Here is a 17,576-nt window from a genome sequence, read left to right as displayed (position 1 = left end):
AGACTGTAGCAAACTACCGTCATTATTTATTCTATGGCAGTTAAACGGCGGATAACGTGCAGCCAAAGATCACTCTGATGGCAAGGGGGAGGGCGAGCCTCCCGGGGAGTTAGGTGGCAGGCTGATGTTTAACCACGTTAATCATCCACGGCACACCGAAACGATCGCTGACCTTGCCGAAACCCTGCGCCCAGAAGGTCTCCTGCCAGTCCATTTCGATTTGCCCTTGTGCGGCAAGGTTATCAAACCAGCGCTTCCCTTCTGCTACATCCTGGGTATCAAGCACCAGCGTAAAGCCGGAATAATGCGCCGTTCCCGACGCGCTGGCATCACTCATCATGATATCGCTGCCGGCAATGCACATGTTGGCGTGGGCGATAGCAGTATCGGGAAAGCGCATTCCTGACGGGCAGCCCTCTTCGTTATCCGCCGCCGAGGGGGGCATTTCACCGAAGCTGAGTTTATAAAGCAGTTCTGCGCCTAACGTTTGTTGATAATACGCGATGGCGTCGGCACAGTTGCCGGCAAAAGAGAGATAGGGACTTAACGGCATGATGGTTACCTCAGGTAAGAGATGCTCGTTAAGTGTAGTTCGAAATTGGCACAATATTGTCGGTGGCAGGGCCGCTCAGGCCCGGTAAGCGAGGCGCTACCGGGCAATGACACGGTAAATCAGTTCTTTTTCACGAACTCGGATTTCAGTTTCATCGGGCCAAAACCATCGATTTTGCAGTCGATGTTATGGTCGCCTTCAACCAGACGAATATTCTTCACTTTGGTGCCGATTTTCAGCATGGAAGAGCTGCCTTTTACTTTCAGATCTTTCACGATGGTGACGCTATCGCCGTCCGCCAGCAGGTTGCCGTTGGCGTCTTTGACAATCAGCTCATCGCTCTCCTGAGCGGGTTCCGCATCGTTCCATTCGTGAGCGCATTCCGGGCAGATGAACATGCCGTTATCTTCGTAGGTATATTCGGAGTTACATTGCGGGCAGTGGGGTAATGACATGTTGGTATCCTCAAAAAGTCAGCGGGGGCAAACGCGCCCAAAAATGGCAGATCGCCGAAAAAGGCCGCAATTATACACAAAATCCTTAGCGTTGTCGGGACTATTGCCGCTTTTATAAAAGGGTCTGCGCCACGCCAGTCAGCAATGGTTTACACTCAAATAACCGCTTTTTTACTGTCACCACAGCGCATTAGGGCGTCCTTATTTACACCTTTTGACCGAATTGACATATATGTGTGAAGTTGATCACATATTTAAACCCTGTTAGGGTAAAAAGGTCATTAACTGCCCATTCAGGCGTCAACAGGTTCGGTTGTACAGTCCGTAACCGGACAGTGTAAGTAAACCTGCTACGCTTGTATGAGGGATAGCGTTCGCGCCCCTCCCTCCGCTCGACGGCGACGCTGGCGCGGTATGCCAGTGCCCGCCGTATATAGCGCTACAGGGCTTAGCCTATGAGGACAGCTATGCTGAAAAGGAAAAAAATAAAACCGATTACACTGGGCGATGTGACCATCATTGATGATGGTAAACTTCGCAAAGCAATTACCGCCGCCTCGCTGGGCAACGCGATGGAGTGGTTTGATTTTGGTGTTTATGGATTTGTTGCCTACGCGTTGGGTAAAGTCTTTTTCCCCGGCGCCGATCCCAGCGTCCAGATGATTGCCGCGCTGGCCACGTTTTCCGTTCCCTTCCTGATTCGTCCGCTCGGCGGGTTATTCTTTGGTATGCTCGGCGATAAATACGGGCGCCAGAAGATCCTGGCGATCACGATTGTGATTATGTCGATCAGTACCTTCTGTATCGGGTTAATCCCCTCTTACGCGACGATCGGTATCTGGGCGCCAATACTGTTGTTGCTGTGTAAAATGGCGCAGGGCTTCTCGGTTGGCGGGGAATATACCGGCGCGTCGATCTTTGTCGCGGAATATTCGCCGGATCGTAAACGCGGATTTATGGGAAGCTGGCTGGATTTTGGTTCCATCGCCGGGTTCGTGCTGGGCGCGGGCGTGGTGGTCTTGATCTCGACGATTGTCGGCGAGGAGAATTTCCTTGAGTGGGGCTGGCGTATTCCGTTCTTTATCGCCCTGCCATTGGGGATTATTGGTCTCTACTTACGCCATGCGCTGGAGGAGACGCCAGCGTTTCAGCAGCACGTGGATAAACTGGAGCAGGGCGACCGCGAAGGGTTGCAGGATGGGCCGAAAGTCTCCTTTAAAGAGATTGCCACCAAACACTGGCGTAGCCTGTTGTCATGTATCGGTCTGGTGATTGCCACCAACGTGACCTACTACATGCTGCTCACCTACATGCCGAGCTACCTGTCGCATAACCTGCACTATTCTGAAGATCACGGCGTGTTGATTATCATCGCCATTATGATCGGGATGCTGTTTGTGCAGCCGGTGATGGGGCTGCTGAGCGACCGTTTCGGTCGACGTCCGTTTGTGATTATGGGCAGCATTGCGCTGTTCGCGCTGGCGATCCCGGCCTTCATCCTGATTAACAGTAACGTTATTGGCCTGATTTTTGCCGGTTTGTTGATGCTGGCGGTGATTCTGAACTGCTTTACCGGGGTGATGGCCTCGACATTGCCGGCGATGTTTCCGACGCATATTCGTTACAGCGCGCTGGCGGCGGCTTTTAATATCTCTGTATTGATTGCCGGTCTGACGCCAACGCTGGCGGCCTGGCTGGTGGAAAGCTCGCAGGATCTGATGATGCCGGCGTATTATTTGATGGTCATCGCGGTGATAGGCTTGATTACCGGTATTTCCATGAAAGAGACGGCCAATCGTCCGCTAAAAGGCGCAACGCCAGCGGCGTCGGACATCCAGGAAGCGAAGGAAATTCTGGGCGAGCATTACGATAATATTGAGCAGAAAATCGACGACATCGATCAGGAAATTGCGGAGCTGCAGGTCAAACGTTCGCGTCTGGTACAGCAACATCCGCGTATCGATGAATAAATTTCGCGCTTAAGGTTCGCTTAATCTCTCGCGGGCATACTCTCCTCCATACCTTTGGAGGAGAGCGTCATGAAAAGCTATATTTATAAAAGTTTGACGACCCTGTGTAGTGTGCTGATTGTCAGCAGTTTTATCTATGTGTGGGTCACGACGTATTAAACGCCTGTTATGCCTTTTTCAACAGCACCCAGGCACGGGTGCCTGTTCTTTCCGTACGGTTTTGCAGGAAAAACTGCCCCTGATGTAGCTGGGTGATGCGGCTGACGATACTCAGCCCCAGGCCAATTCCGCCATAACGGCTGTCCATCCGCACGAACGCTTCGCTTAGCTTCCCGCATTTGCTTTCATCAATACCCGGCCCCTCGTCTTCGACCGCCATAATAGCGTCGGGGTCGGCGCTAATGTGGATAGTGATATGGGTTCCTTCAGGGCTATAGCGATGCGCGTTTTCCACCAGATTTCGCAACAGCATACGCAGTAATGTCGCGTCACCGCGCACCACCACGTCCGCCGCGCTTTCCGGCAGCAACAGAGTTTGCTGGCGCGTTTCCAGCATGGTGTTCAGCTCATCGTAGGAGGGGAGGATCACATCTTCCAGCAGTTTTACTTCCTGATAATTCCCGGAAGAGAATGACTGGCCCACGCGCGCCAGTTGCAGAAGCTGGGAGACGCTATCCATCATCTGGTCAAGACGGGCGATAAGCGGCGCGACATCAACATTGTGGGTTTTTGACAATAATTCCAGATGCAAACGCACCCCCGACAGCGGCGTGCGTAGCTCATGGGCCACATCGGCGGTAAAAAGGCGTTCATTGTCGAGCGTGGTGGTCAAACGCGTAACCAGTTGATTGATCGCCGAGACGACGGACTCAATCTCAAGCGTGGAGCTGTGAATGGCGATCGGCGCCAGATTATCCGCCGTCCGTGCTTCCAGCTCTTTTTGCAGTTCGGCGAGCGGACGGGTAATACGCCGTACTGCCTGGTAACAAATTAGCAGCGTCAGGCTAACCATAAATACGCCGGGGACGATCAGGCTGGCGACCGCCTCACGAATTTCGTGCATGATATGGCGATCGTTGTTGCGATTATCCCGCAGCGCCTGCTCGAACAATTGGATTTGCTCAGTGCTTTCATGCCATAACCAGAAGGTACTGATTAACTGGAACACCAGCAGAATAAGACCAATTGTCAGCATTAAACGCTGGCGAAGGGTCATCGCTCTTCGCTGAAAACGCATCAGGCTCACTTAGCTTTCCTCAGTGGCAACCAGCATGTAGCCAAACCCGCGAACCGTGCGAATGCGCGACTTGCCGACTTTGTCGCGCAAATTATGTATATGCACTTCCAGAGTGTTGGTCGAGGGTTCGTTATCCCAGTTGTAGATATCGTTATAAAGAATTTCCCGGTGCACCGGACTGCCTGCCTTGAGCATCAACCGTGAGAGCAGCGCGTACTCCTTAGGCGTCAGGGTCAGTTCCTGTCCATCCCTCCATGCCTGATGACGGCCTATATTGAGCGTCAGATTGCCAACCGTCAGTTCACTTTCACCCTGGTTATTATGGCGGCGCAGCAGCGCGCGGATGCGGGCGTGCAACTCCTCCAGGGCGAAGGGTTTAACCAGATAATCATCTGCGCCGACATCCAGCCCGGTAATGCGGTCATTGAGCGTATCGCGGGCGGTCAGAATGAGTACCGGCAGGGTATATTTTTTCTGTCGGATTCGCGTCAGGAAATGCAGGCCATCCTCATCGGGCAGCCCTAAATCCAGCACCATCAGACTGTAATGACCAGACTCCAGGCTATGCTCGGCGGCACGCGCTGTCGAAACGCCATCACACGCATAGCCTTCGGTTTGCGCGGCGAGTATTAACCCCTGTAATAATAGCGTGTCGTCTTCAACAATCAGTATCTTCATTCGCTTAGTCTCCTGCACGGTTGCAGAATATCATCTGCGGCCTGGTAATACGTCGTTTGTACGCCGGTTAATCCCAGCATGGTTGAGAAAAGATTGTCCTGTGAATAATCCAGCGTGCTCGCCCGTTTTTGCAGGCAGGCCTGATCCACCTGATAACGCTGTTGATAATCTTTAGAAAGCCAAATGAGCATCGGGACATGTTTTTGCGTATCCGGCGCAATGGAATACGGCAGACCGTGTAAATAAACGCCATTTTCACCCAATGATTCGCCGTGATCGGAAAGATAGACCAGGCTGGTTGTAAATTTATCCTGATGGGATTTCAGCAGGTTAATGGCTTTATCCACAATATAGTCCACGTACAGCACGGTATTATCATAGGTGTTGATCAACTGCTGTTGGGAACAGTTCTGAATTTCGTTAGTGTCACAGGTTGGGGTAAATTTTTTAAACTGCGGTGGATAACGGTTGTAATAAGTTGGGCCGTGGCTGCCGATGGTATGTAATACAATAACGCCATCGCCTTTCAAATGGTCGATATAGTCTTCCAGACCGTGAAATAACACTTCATCGTAGCACTCGCCGTCGATACATTGTCCGGGCAGGTTTAGTTCGGTGACATTTTGATGCGGAACGCGATCGCATGCGCCTTTACAGCCGCCGTCATTATCATTCCACAGTACGTTAATCCCCGCGCGCTGGATAATATCCAGTAGCCCTTCCTGGTGATGCGCCAGCTCTTCGTCATAATGTTTGCGCGGCATATCAGAAAACATGCAGGGAACGGAGATCGCGGTCGCCGTACCGCAAGAGGTGGTATGCGGGAAATAGATCACATCGTCTTTCGCCAGCAGCGGATTGGTGTCGCGCGGATAGCCGCCAAGAGAGAAATCATCGCCGCGCGAGGTTTCGCCAACAATAAGAATCGTCAGGTTTTTGCGATCGCCTTTCAGCATTAATGGATTGCGATGGGCATCCTCGCCAATGCGTACCAGCGGCAAATTCGCCAGCCGTTGATGCGAATACCATGACCAACTGGCGACAATACTGTTCGATGGGCTTAACGCTTTGATCAACTGTTTATTATTTCGAAATAGCGAGGCGTAATCTTTATAGAAAAAGGCGGCGACCAGAATAACTAATAAAATAGAGATCAGGATGCTGACCAGGCGGTAAAGCCCGCTACGTAAGCGCGGCGTCGCCGGACGGATTTTGACCCAGAAGGCAATCACGGCTGCCAGAACGCCGCTTAATCCCAGCGTCAGCACCATTTGCGGCGTCATCAGCGCAAAGGTTTCCGCGGGCGTGGTATCCATCATATTGGCGATCATGGAGCGATCGATGATGATGCCGTAAGTCAAAATAAAATACTGCGCGGCAGCGCCGACCAGAATAAAAACGCAGGCCAGCAGTCGGTTTAGCCAAATAAATGAGGCCAGCGTCAGCACACTATTGACCACGCTAAACGCGACGACCGGCATGGAAATAAACACCAGCACATTGCGCAGCGAGTTTAACGGTAGGTCTTGTAGTACCTGCTTGTAGAACGCAATGTTCAGGCAGACGGCAATATAAAAGGAAAAAAGCAGAAGCCAGGCGATTTGCCCAAGAACAGGTCTTTTAAGAAAGCGCTTTAACATGTTGATGCGTCCATCGATTCGGTGACGCTAATCGTGACAAAGTAAAATTAAGTGAACCTTAAGAACTTAATGTTGGTGGCGGCCGGATAACCTGCGCTATCCGGCCTGTTGCGATAACATTAACTACACGTGGTCAATCCTGTTTAACCGGCGCATCCAGCGGATACGGGTTTTTGTGAATGCGGTTGTAGTTCAACGCATACAGCGCGGTGATCACCATCAACGTGACGAACGACCACATCACTTCTTTGGCGCCGGAACCGATGACCGCCCAGATGCAATACACAAACGCGACGAAGGTAATCAGCAGATACAGCGGGCGCGCTTTACCAAAGTGACCGTGGCCCAACAGTAACAGCGCGGCACAGGTGTAAAGATAAGGCACCAGGGTGAAGATAACCGACACGGAGGAGACCAGACCAAACTCTTTCGCGGCGTTCGGCGACATACTGCTGAACTGGAAGATAGTCATCAGCACGCCGACGATAAGCAACCCAGCCACTGGCGTACCGGCTTTATTAACCCGCGCGAAGATCGGCGGGAAGAGACCATCGTCCGCCGCCGCTTTTGCGGTTTGACCGGCAAGCAGCGTCCAGCCGCCGAGAGAGCCCAGGCAACCCGCTGCCGCACAGAAGGAAACAATAGCCCCTGCGGTATCGCCCAGCGCCATACGCGCCGCGTCACCGAAAGGCGATGCCGACACGCGCAGCGCCGCGTTGGGGATCATCCCCATAATCGCCGTTGTGGAGAGCACATAGCAGACGGCGGCGATCAGTACCCCGCCGATGGTGGCGATAGGCACATTGCGTTTCGGGTTTTTGACCACACCGGCCGCAACGGAGGCACTTTCTACCCCGATGAATGACCACAGCGTAACGTTCAACGTGCTTTGAATCGCGCCGAAGGTATTCATGCCGCTCACGTTCCAGGCCGCCATATAGGTTTCGCCTTTAAACCAGAACCAGCCGAAGACCGCAATCCCTACGATAGGCACCAGCGCCAGTACGGTGGCGACGGCCTGTACGCGGGTAATCATTTTCGGCCCGACGATGTTCAGCAGAACAAAAATCCACAGCACCGCGACGCAGGTAAGCGTTAATACCAGCGGATCTTTCAGAATCGGGAAGAAATAGCTCAGATAGCCGACGCCGATAACGACCATCGCGATATTACCGATCCAGCATGCCAGCCAGTACAGCACGTTCGTTTGATAGCCCAAAAACGGCCCGAAGCAGCGGCGTGCGTAGGCATAAGAACCGCCGGGACTGGGATCTAAGGACGACATTTTGGCATAAACCATCGACAGCGCCAGGGCGCCGATGATAGTGACCAGCCATCCGTAGATTGCAATCCCGCCAGTGGCCGCCAGGTTGGCAGGGAGTAAGAATACCCCTGAACCCATAATATTCCCCGATACCATTAAGGTGACGGGGATTAGGCCCACTTTGTGAGCATCAGCATCCGAAGACATAATTTGGACTCCTGAAAAGGTGACTTCGTTACGATAAATTACGTCGTATCATACCCCCTCAGAATGCCGCTGAATTATGTCGGGGACGGGTTATCGCCAATGCTGCTATTATCGTGTCTTATCGTTGAGTGTAGAAAAATTAGGCAGCCGATCGTTCCCGATGTTGGCTAACATAATGCAGGGGGGTCATACCATAAAACTCTTTAAACACGGAAATAAAGTACGATGTGCTGTTATACCCACACAGCTGTGAGACTTGAGAGATATTCTTTCCGTCCATTAATAATTGGTTTACGGCATAACGCATTCGGCAGGTCGTGATTATTTGGCTATAACTGGTATTCTCGTTTTTGAGCTTTTTCTTTAACAAGCTTGGACTCAGGCACAGGCAGCTGGCAACGGCGCTCAGATTCCAGTCTTTATGAATATCGCTCTGAATGATGTGGTAAACGCTGTCACTGATGCGGCTGCGCAGCATGTGCATTAACAAAGAAATAAATTTTTTGTGGTCAAGAAAGCGGGATAAAACGGTGAAAAGGAGCGCACGGGTACGTTCACTAACAATTTCATCTGGTGTTTCCATCGCGCTGTAGCGGGCGGCGACCCTGAAGATATCCGGCGTCAGACAGTTGGCGGTCAATAAGGGATCGGCGTTGCGTTGCCAGACGGGAAGGTGTGAGAGATCTTTATTCAGGAATTGTAAATAGTCTTTAATATTATTGCGACTCACTTGTATTACTAGCACGCTATTTAATGATGAAATGTCAATAACGTTATTTTCACAAGCCAGAATGGCCATATGATTCGCTTTTAAACTGATTGGCTCCTTACCATTTACTCGTAACCATGTATCTTTTTCGGTTAATAACACTATGCAAGGCTCGTTGCTGCAAATCCTCATACCCGAACTCCTGGAATATGAACATAAAAGACCGGATCTCGCCAAACGGGAGAGATAACGGGGACTGAGTCAATTGTGTGATGAATTGAAACTGCACTAAAATAACTTTCCTGAATAATATTACAATATTTGTACGATGAATTAGGGTGTACAAAAAGTTGTACGCGAGTGGAAACTTGTCATTTTTGTATAAAAAAAGCGCGGGATGGGGCCCGCGCAAAAAGGTATGACAGTATTATTGTTTTGCAGCAATACTCAGGGAATACATGCCATCCTCAAAAAAAAGACTCTTTGTGATTAGGCTTTCACGCACATAACGTGATATACGCCATCAATAATTTCCGTGCCTTCGGTTTCATGCTCAAAGCCAGGGAAGTGATGATCCCAGGATTGCAGTGAGCGTAAGTAACCCACCTGCGGACTGTTTTCATCGCCAAAGTTTTCGCCGGAGAGCAGCATCGGGATGCCTGGCGGGTAAGGAATAACGGAGTTCGCCGCAATGCGACCCGGTAGATTTTCAATCGCCACCATTTCAATATTGTCGTTCACGATCGCGTTGTAGGCGTCGCGCGGGGTAATCTCCGCAACCGGCAGGGTGGAATAGGCGGCGTTGAGACGGGCGCCCGGGTTATTTTCACGTAGCCAGGCAAACATTTTATCGCCCAGGTCATGAATACCCATGTTCGCGTAAGTGTCAGGATAATCCTGCACCAGTTCCGGCATCACCTGCGCCAGCGGCGTATTCGCGTCGTAATGATGTTTGAAGGAGCACAGCGTGTTGATCAGCGTTCCCCATTTCCCGCGAGTTACCCCCATAGAGAACAGGAACATAATCTGAAAGTCGGTGGTGCGGGTCGGCACGATACCGTGGCGGCCAAGCCATGCTGTGACCAGCGCAGCAGGTACGCCGGATGCTTCCAGTTCGCCATCGTCGCCCATACCCGGCGCCAGGATACTGACTTTAATCGGGTCCAGCATACTCCAGTTATCCGGCAGGTCTTTAAAGCCGTGCCAGGTTTCCCCGGGGCGCATGACCCAGCAGTTCTGGTCAGTGGTCAGCAGTTTTGCCGGCGCGTCGGCGAAGTCATACGTTTTACCGGTTTGTGGATCGGTGACGACGTCTTTATTCCACGGTTTAAAGAACCAGTCGCCTTCATCGGTAAACTCTTTATAAAGACGCGCCATCGCCTGACGGAAATCAACCGCTTCGTCAATCACCTCTTGAGTCAGGGACAGGCCGCTGTTACCGTCCATCATCGATACCGCCACATCGTTGGATGCGCAGATGGCATATAACGGAGAGGTGGTGGCATGCATCATATAGGCCTGGTTGAAGCGGGAGAAATTCACCGCGCCACGGCCTTCACGGACGTGAATGTAGGAAGCTTGTGAAAGCGCATTCAGTAATTTGTGCGTGGAGTGGGTGGCAAACACGGTCGGACCGTTATGGTCGCCTGGCTCGCCGCGCATCGCGTAGTGATCGCAATAAATCGGGTTGAAGCGCGCATAGCCGTACCATGCTTCGTCGAAGTGAATGCGATCGCTGGTTTTTGCCAGCAGATCCTGCGCCTCTTTGGCGTTATAGCATACGCCGTCATAGGTACAGTTGGTCACCACGCTGTAAGACGGTTTCTGTCCGGCTTTGGTTTTGGTCAGCGGGCTGGCGCTGATTTTTTTCTGCAAGGTTTCAGGCTGCATTTCCTGCGGGTAGATTGGCCCGATAATGCCGTAACGGTTACGGCTTGGCACCATATATACCGGTTTGGCCCCGGTGAGGATCAGCCCCTGTTCGATGGATTTATGGCAGTTACGATCCAGTACAACGACATCATTATCCGTCATACAGGCCTGCATAATAGTACGGTTAGAACCGGAGGTCCCGACAACCACGGACCAGGAGCGGTCAGCACCGAATACGCGGGCGGCATTTTTCTCGCTTTCGCCAAACGCGCCGGTATGGTCGAGGAGTGAACCGAGCGTGGTACGCTCAATCCCCATATCGCTGCGGAACAGGTTTTCGCCATAATAATCGTGATAAAAGCGACCGGCAGGCGTTTTAGTGAAACCGACGCCGCCCTGGTGTCCCGTCGCCGCCCATGAATATTCATGAATGTCGCTGTATTTCATCAACGCGTTAAACAGCGGTGGTAACAGTTGCTGGCGATACCGGGTCATGGCGGCAACGGCGCGTCCGGCGATAAAGTCAGCGGTGTCTTCCAGAATCCAGGCGAATTCATCGACAAGCTCCAGCAGGTCGCGGTCCAGCGATGCCGTCGCTTTTTCTCTGTCGCCTAACAGGAAAACGGGCACGTTTTGCTGACGCTCGTGAAGCTTACCGATCAATTGCCTGACGCTCAGGTGCTCATCCGGTTGTTCCATTTGGTAGCTAAACATCAGACAGTCAATGGCTTCGTTCGCGGACAAGATGGCATAGCCGTCATCGAAGGATGTCGATTTAATGACGGTAACATTTTGTTGGCTCAAGGCATCTGCCAGACGCTCAACAGCGTTGCCAACCCAGGTGTCCTGATGCAGAAACTCACTTTCAACAATTAATACTTTCATCATCTTTTACCCGGTTGTGGAGGCCGTGCAATTTACGCCTTGCCGACCCGCCGTATGAATGTGACGTGGGCAAGTATTACCCCGTCAAATAGGGGGTGTAAAGTGATGGAATAATGGTCAGTTATTGATATTATTGTTTAATAAACAAATGGTTAATTATTGATAGCGAGCGATTTCACCCGCCGTTTATCGACAGGTGAATTATTTTTTTGGCTGATAGTGGTATCCGGCTTTAGCCGGGCATCGTCTGGCGTCGTTGCTGGCTTAGCTTGCGGTATTGTTGCGGCGACATACCGACAAATTTGCTAAAAGTACTGTAAAAACGGCTGCTGGATCGGAACCCGGCAGTCAGAGCGACATCGAGGATCGTTTTGTCTGTATCGCTCAATAAGGCACGTACGTGATTGATGCGCATCGCCGTGATGTACTGCTTCATCGTCAATTGCATAACCCGCTGGAATATCCCCATCGCGTAGTTAGCATTGAGTTTGACATGCTCCGCGACGTCGTTAATGGTGAGCGCCTGATCGTAGTTATCGGCAATAAATCCCAGCATCTGGCTTACGTAAAACTGCGCATGGCGTGAGACGCTATTCTTGTGGGTGCGTGATGTTTTATTGAGCAAAATGGGTTGCCAGCCGGAAAGGCTAAAGCGTTTAAGCATCAGGCCGATTTCATCGATCGCCAACTGGCGAATTTGCTCATTCGGGCTGCTTGTTTCCTGCTGCCAGCGCAACACTTCAAAGGTGCTAAGCTGCTGGGTCGCCAGTGATTTAACCACCATCCCGTGCGTGACGTGGTTGATAAGATCGCGATCCAGCGGCCAGGAGAGAAACAGGTGCATCGGCAAACTGAAAATCGCCATCTGGCGGCAGTTGCCGGGGCGGGTAAGCTGGTGTGGCGTACAGGCCCAAAACAGGGTGATATGCCCCTGCTTTATCTGCACGACTTCATTGTTGATTAAATACTCCACATCGCCGTCAAACGGAACATTCACTTCTACTTGCCCATGCCAGTGACTGCTGGCCATTCTGTGCGGCGGCCTCAGTTCAACGTCCAGTCGTTGATATTCGGAATAGAGCGACAGCGGGCTACGGGTTTGCTTTTCATCGCCGTTGCACATGTGCGGGTCGGGCGGGAGGAGGGATATTGCTTGCGTACTCATCGTCACTCCATTTCCTGAATTATCAGAATTATGCCCCTTTAGCCGGGAGGAAACCGGGAATCCGGACACAGAATCCGTCGATATTGTAGAGCGTAGCCTGACTATCAGGCCGAATACTCTGCTTTTTACGCCATTTTGTCCCAAAAACTCAGATCTCCCGCGCGCCAGCATACGATCTGAGTTTTCGGGAATGCTCATCGGGGAAGACGGAGGTTTTCACCGGGAACGCGTGCCACCATGAAGGTGTTCACTACTGTTCTGGAGAGTCATGATGACGGCACCCAAAATTACCTTTATCGGCGCAGGTTCTACGATTTTCGTCAAAAATATCCTCGGCGATGTGTTTCACCGCGAGGCGCTAAAGTCAGCGCATGTCGCCCTGATGGATATTGACGAAACCCGGCTGGAAGAGTCGCATATTGTGGTACGGAAACTGATGGACTCAGCGGGCGCTTCTGGCCGGATTACCTGCCATACCAACCAGAAAGCGGCGCTACAGGATGCGGATTTCGTGGTGGTCGCCTTTCAGATTGGCGGCTATGAACCCTGCACCGTGACCGATTTTGAGGTTTGTAAGCGTCATGGCCTGGAACAGACGATCGCCGATACGCTGGGGCCGGGCGGCATCATGCGCGCGCTGCGGACTATCCCGCATCTGTGGCGGATTTGCGAAGACATGATGGAAGTCTGTCCGAAGGCCACCATGCTCAATTACGTCAACCCGATGGCGATGAATACCTGGGCGATGTATGCCCGCTATCCGCATATCAAACAGGTCGGCCTGTGCCATTCGGTACAGGGAACGGCGGAAGAACTGGCGCGCGACCTGAATATCGATCCCGCCTCGCTGCGCTACCGCTGCGCCGGCATTAACCACATGGCGTTTTACCTCGAACTGGAGCGCAAAACGGCTGACGGGACTTATGTCGATCTCTATCCTGAATTGCTGGCGGCCTATGACGCCGGACAGGCGCCGAAGCCCAATATTCACGGCAATGAACGCTGCCAGAACATTGTGCGCTATGAGATGTTCAAAAAGTTGGGCTACTTCGTCACCGAATCATCAGAGCATTTTGCCGAGTACACGCCGTGGTTTATTAAACCGGGACGCGAGGATCTGATTGCACGTTACAAGGTGCCGCTGGATGAATATCCGAAACGCTGCGTAGAACAACTGGCGAACTGGCATAAAGAGCTGGAGGAGTATAAAACCGCCGAGCGTATCGACATCAAACCGTCCCGCGAGTACGCCAGCACCATTATGAACGCTCTGTGGACCGGCGAGCCGAGCGTGATTTACGGCAATGTGCGTAACGAGGGGCTGATTGATAACCTGCCGCAGGGAAGCTGCGTGGAAGTGGCTTGTCTGGTGGATGCCAACGGCATTCAACCGACGAAGGTGGGGACGATCCCTTCCCATCTGGCGGCGATGATGCAGACCAACATCAACGTGCAAACGCTGTTGACCGAAGCCATCCTCACGGAAAACCGCGATCGCGTGTATCACGCGGCGATGATGGACCCTCATACCGCGGCGGTGCTGAGTATCGAAGAAATCTATGCGTTGGTTGACGATCTGATCGCCGCGCATGGCGACTGGCTTCCGGCCTGGTTACGCCGTTAATCTCCAGCCGCGCTGGACGGCAGATCCGGCGTTTAACCTCTACTAACAGAAGGCGGGCGCTGGTAACAGCGACCCGGTACCCTATGAGCATCTCTCTGACAACAAAGCTGAGTTACGGGTTCGGTGCGTTTGGTAAGGATTTCGCCATCGGCATTGTGTATATGTACCTGATGTATTACTACACCGATGTGGTGGGACTCTCGGTCGGCCTCGTCGGCACCCTCTTTCTGGTCGCGCGAATCTGGGATGCGATAAACGATCCCATCATGGGCTGGATTGTCAACGCCACGCGTTCGCGGTGGGGGAAATTTAAGCCGTGGATATTGATCGGCACCTTAACCAATTCGCTGGTGCTTTTCCTGCTGTTCAGCGCCCATCTTTTTGAGGGAACCGCGCAGGTTGTATTTGTCTGCGTAACTTACATCCTGTGGGGCATGACGTATACCATTATGGATATCCCATTTTGGTCGCTGGTGCCGACCATTACGCTTGATAAGCGAGAACGCGAACAACTGGTGCCGTTCCCGCGTTTCTTCGCCAGTCTGGCTGGCTTCGTCACTGCCGGTATAACGCTGCCGTTTGTGAACTACGTTGGCGGTGCGGATCGTGGGTTCGGCTTTCAGATGTTTACGCTGGTACTGATTGCGTTTTTTATCGCCTCGACTATCGTGACATTACGCAACGTACATGAGGTGTACTCCTCCGACAACGGTGTAACGGCGGGCCGCCCACATCTGACGTTAAAAACGATCGTTGGATTGATATACAAAAACGATCAGCTCTCTTGCCTGTTGGGAATGGCGCTGGCGTATAACATTGCCTCCAATATTATCAATGGCTTTGCGATCTACTACTTCACCTATGTGATTGGCGATGCCGATCTTTTTCCCTATTACCTTTCTTACGCCGGCGCGGCGAATCTGCTGACGCTGATTGTCTTCCCCCGGCTGGTGAAAATGTTATCGCGGCGGATATTGTGGGCGGGCGCCTCCGTGATGCCCGTTCTGAGTTGCGCAGGGCTCTTCGCGATGGCGTTGGCGGATGTCCATAATGCCGCTTTAATCGTGGCGGCGGGTATTTTCCTGAATATCGGGACCGCGCTCTTTTGGGTGCTTCAGGTAATCATGGTGGCGGATACGGTCGATTATGGGGAATTTAAGCTCAATATTCGCTGCGAGAGTATCGCTTATTCCGTACAGACGATGGTTGTGAAGGGCGGCTCGGCGTTTGCGGCGTTCTTTATCGCTCTGGTGCTGGGGCTGATTGGCTACACGCCGAACGTGGCGCAGTCTGCGCAAACCCTGCAGGGGATGCAGTTTATTATGATTGTCCTGCCGGTACTGTTTTTCATGATGACGTTGGTTCTCTACTTCCGCTACTACCGTTTGAATGGCGACATGCTGCGCAAGATTCAGATCCACCTGCTGGATAAATACCGGAAAACGCCGCCATTCGTCGAACAGCCGGATAGCCCGGCGATTTCTGTGGTAGCGACCAGCGATGTAAAAGCGTGAGCATGTTCTCTCGTGCAGGCCGGATAAGCCGGATAAGCGTAGCGCCATCCGGCAATTAACCGATAACGCGGCCCGGGAGAACGCCGGGCCTGCCAGGTTATTTCGCGCAGTTAGCGCACTGTTTGCTGACAATCTGCTGGAAGAAATCGTTGCCTTTGTCATCCACCAGGATAAAGGCCGGGAAATCTTCTACTTCAATTTTCCAGATAGCTTCCATGCCGAGTTCCGGATATTCGACACACTCCAGATGCTTAATGCTCTGCTGTGCCAGTACCGCCGCCGGGCCGCCGATACTGCCCAAATAAAAGCCGCCATGTTTTTTACAGGCATCCGTGACCTGCTGACTACGGTTGCCTTTCGCCAGCATGATCATACTGCCGCCGTGGGATTGCAGTAGATCGACATAAGAGTCCATTCGGCCTGCGGTGGTGGGGCCTAATGAGCCAGATGGATAACCTGCCGGGGTTTTTGCCGGACCTGCGTAATAGATGGGATGGTCTTTAATATACTGCGGCAGGTCTTCGCCGGATTCAATACGCTCTTTTAGCTTCGCGTGTGCGATATCGCGACCTACGATAATGGTGCCCGTCAGCGACAGACGAGTCGAGACCGGGTACTGCGATAGCTGGGCGAGGATCTCTTTCATCGGACGGTTGAGATCGACTTTCACCGCGTCGCCTTCGCCCGCCTGACGCAGCGCTGGCGGAATATACTGGCCCGGATTGTGTTCCAGTTTTTCGATCCAGATGCCTTCGCGGTTGATTTTCGCTTTGATGTTACGGTCTGCCGAGCAGGAGACGCCCATCCCCACCGGACAGGAAGCGCCGTGACGCGGCAGGCGAATTACGCGAATATCGTGGGCGAAATATTTCCCGCCGAACTGGGCGCCGAGGCCAAGTTTTTGCGCTTCTTCCAGCAGTTCCTGTTCCAGGTGGAGATCGCGGAATGCCTGGCCGTGCTCGTTACCTTCCGTCGGCAGCGCGTCGTAATAGTGGGTGCTGGCGAGTTTAACGGTTTTCAGCGTGCTTTCCGCCGAGGTGCCGCCAATGACAAAGGCGATATGGTATGGCGGACAGGCCGCGGTGCCCAGCGTGCGCATTTTCTCAACGAGGAAGTTTTTCAGCTTGCCTGGGGTGAGCAGCGCTTTGGTCTCCTGATAGAGATACGTTTTGTTTGCTGAACCGCCGCCTTTCGCCACGCAAAGGAACTTGTACTCGTCGCCATCGACGGCATAGAGATCGATTTGCGCTGGCAGGTTGCTGCCGGTATTGACCTCTTTGTACATATCCAGCGGCGCGTTCTGCGAGTAGCGCAGGTTATCTTCGATATAGGTATTAAACACGCCTTTGGAGAGCGCGGCTTCATCGCCGCCGCCCGTCCAGACGCGTTGGCCTTTTTTACCCATGATAATCGCCGTGCCGGTATCCTGGCAGGTCGGCAGAATGCCTTTGGCGGCGATTTCGGAGTTTCTCAGGAATTGCAACGCCACATATTTGTCGTTTTCGCTGGCTTCGGGGTCATGGAGAATGGCGGCGACTTGCTGCTGGTGTTCAGGACGGAGCATAAAAGACGCATCATGGAAGGCCTGCTGAGCCAGCAACGTTAACGCCTGCGGCTCAACGTTGAGGATAGATTCTCCGTTGAATTCACTGACGCTGACATAATCGGAGGTGAGCAGATAATACTCTGTTTTGTCCTCTCCCATCGGGAAAGGCGCCTGATAGATAAACTCTTTTTTCGACATGTGCTTCCAGCCTAATAGTAAGAAAATGTATTAAGAGCCTCATGGGCCAGGCTCTAAGT

Annotated in this window: 14 protein-coding genes; 4 read left to right on the top strand and 10 right to left on the bottom strand. The window is 52.5% G+C overall.

All coding sequences use genetic code 11. The annotated features are described in order from the left end of the window. Nucleotides 1-109: 109 nt before the first annotated feature. Both yjdN and J4650_RS13365 read right to left on the bottom strand, forming a co-directional pair. Nucleotides 110-553, bottom strand: coding sequence for a VOC family metalloprotein YjdN (yjdN, locus tag J4650_RS13370; protein WP_023993536.1), 444 nt, complete (start codon nt 551-553; stop codon nt 110-112). A 119-nt stretch (nt 554-672) separates the two neighbouring features. After that, on the bottom strand, nt 673-1,008 hold the full coding sequence (locus J4650_RS13365) for a zinc ribbon domain-containing protein YjdM (protein WP_000056482.1): 336 nt from the start codon (nt 1,006-1,008) through the stop codon (nt 673-675). A 467-nt stretch (nt 1,009-1,475) separates the two neighbouring features. Between J4650_RS13365 and proP the strand changes: the two genes are divergently transcribed. Continuing rightward, complete coding sequence (gene proP, locus J4650_RS13360; RefSeq protein WP_000919710.1) at nt 1,476-2,978, top strand: glycine betaine/L-proline transporter ProP; 1,503 nt, start codon at nt 1,476-1,478, stop codon at nt 2,976-2,978. Nucleotides 2,979-3,047: 69 nt separating this feature from the next. Then, on the top strand, nt 3,048-3,137 hold the full coding sequence (gene pmrR / locus J4650_RS13355) for an LpxT activity modulator PmrR (RefSeq protein WP_000844399.1): 90 nt from the start codon (nt 3,048-3,050) through the stop codon (nt 3,135-3,137). A 7-nt stretch (nt 3,138-3,144) separates the two neighbouring features. Here pmrR and pmrB read toward each other — a convergent pair whose 3' ends face one another. From pmrB to melR, 7 genes are all read right to left on the bottom strand, one after another. Continuing rightward, entirely contained in the window at nt 3,145-4,215 is a 1,071-nt protein-coding gene (gene pmrB / locus J4650_RS13350; RefSeq protein WP_001212189.1) for a two-component system sensor histidine kinase PmrB, read from the bottom strand. 9 nt (nt 4,216-4,224) lie between these two features. Then, on the bottom strand, nt 4,225-4,893 hold the full coding sequence (gene pmrA, locus J4650_RS13345) for a two-component system response regulator PmrA (protein ID WP_000697899.1): 669 nt from the start codon (nt 4,891-4,893) through the stop codon (nt 4,225-4,227). Beyond that, on the bottom strand, nt 4,890-6,533 hold the full coding sequence (eptA, locus tag J4650_RS13340) for a phosphoethanolamine transferase EptA (protein ID WP_023236901.1): 1,644 nt from the start codon (nt 6,531-6,533) through the stop codon (nt 4,890-4,892). The genes pmrA and eptA overlap by 4 nt, the downstream gene beginning before the upstream one ends. A 133-nt stretch (nt 6,534-6,666) precedes the next feature. Further along, nucleotides 6,667-8,004 carry an arginine/agmatine antiporter gene (adiC, locus tag J4650_RS13335; RefSeq protein WP_000093130.1) on the bottom strand — a complete coding sequence of 446 codons (1,338 nt, stop codon included), beginning with the start codon at nt 8,002-8,004 and terminating at the stop codon, nt 6,667-6,669. Between the two features lie 139 nt (nt 8,005-8,143). Next, a complete protein-coding gene (locus J4650_RS13330) occupies nt 8,144-8,905 on the bottom strand; it encodes an AraC family transcriptional regulator (RefSeq protein WP_001217075.1) in 762 nt (253 codons plus the stop codon). A gap of 297 nt (nt 8,906-9,202) precedes the next feature. After that, entirely contained in the window at nt 9,203-11,470 is a 2,268-nt protein-coding gene (gene adiA, locus J4650_RS13325) for an arginine decarboxylase (protein WP_124234991.1), read from the bottom strand. A 232-nt stretch (nt 11,471-11,702) separates the two neighbouring features. Beyond that, entirely contained in the window at nt 11,703-12,635 is a 933-nt protein-coding gene (gene melR, locus J4650_RS13320) for a transcriptional regulator MelR (RefSeq protein ID WP_000106992.1), read from the bottom strand. Between the two features lie 268 nt (nt 12,636-12,903). Between melR and J4650_RS13315 the strand changes: the two genes are divergently transcribed. After that, nucleotides 12,904-14,259: an alpha-glucosidase/alpha-galactosidase gene (locus tag J4650_RS13315; RefSeq protein WP_023993534.1), complete on the top strand. Its 1,356-nt coding sequence runs from the start codon at nt 12,904-12,906 to the stop codon at nt 14,257-14,259. A gap of 83 nt (nt 14,260-14,342) precedes the next feature. Then, a complete protein-coding gene (gene melB, locus J4650_RS13310; protein ID WP_000028070.1) occupies nt 14,343-15,773 on the top strand; it encodes a melibiose:sodium transporter MelB in 1,431 nt (476 codons plus the stop codon). 97 nt (nt 15,774-15,870) lie between these two features. On the opposite strand, the gene fumA is transcribed toward melB, so the two are convergent. Then, entirely contained in the window at nt 15,871-17,517 is a 1,647-nt protein-coding gene (gene fumA, locus J4650_RS13305; protein WP_000037190.1) for a class I fumarate hydratase FumA, read from the bottom strand. Nucleotides 17,518-17,576 lie beyond the last annotated feature (59 nt).

Origin of the sequence: Salmonella sp. 32120201201600049SM, assembly GCF_017572835.1 — a bacterium.
In the GTDB taxonomy this organism is placed as follows: Bacteria; Pseudomonadota; Gammaproteobacteria; order Enterobacterales; family Enterobacteriaceae; genus Salmonella; species Salmonella enterica.
This window is presented reverse-complemented; position numbering and strand designations above follow the sequence as displayed.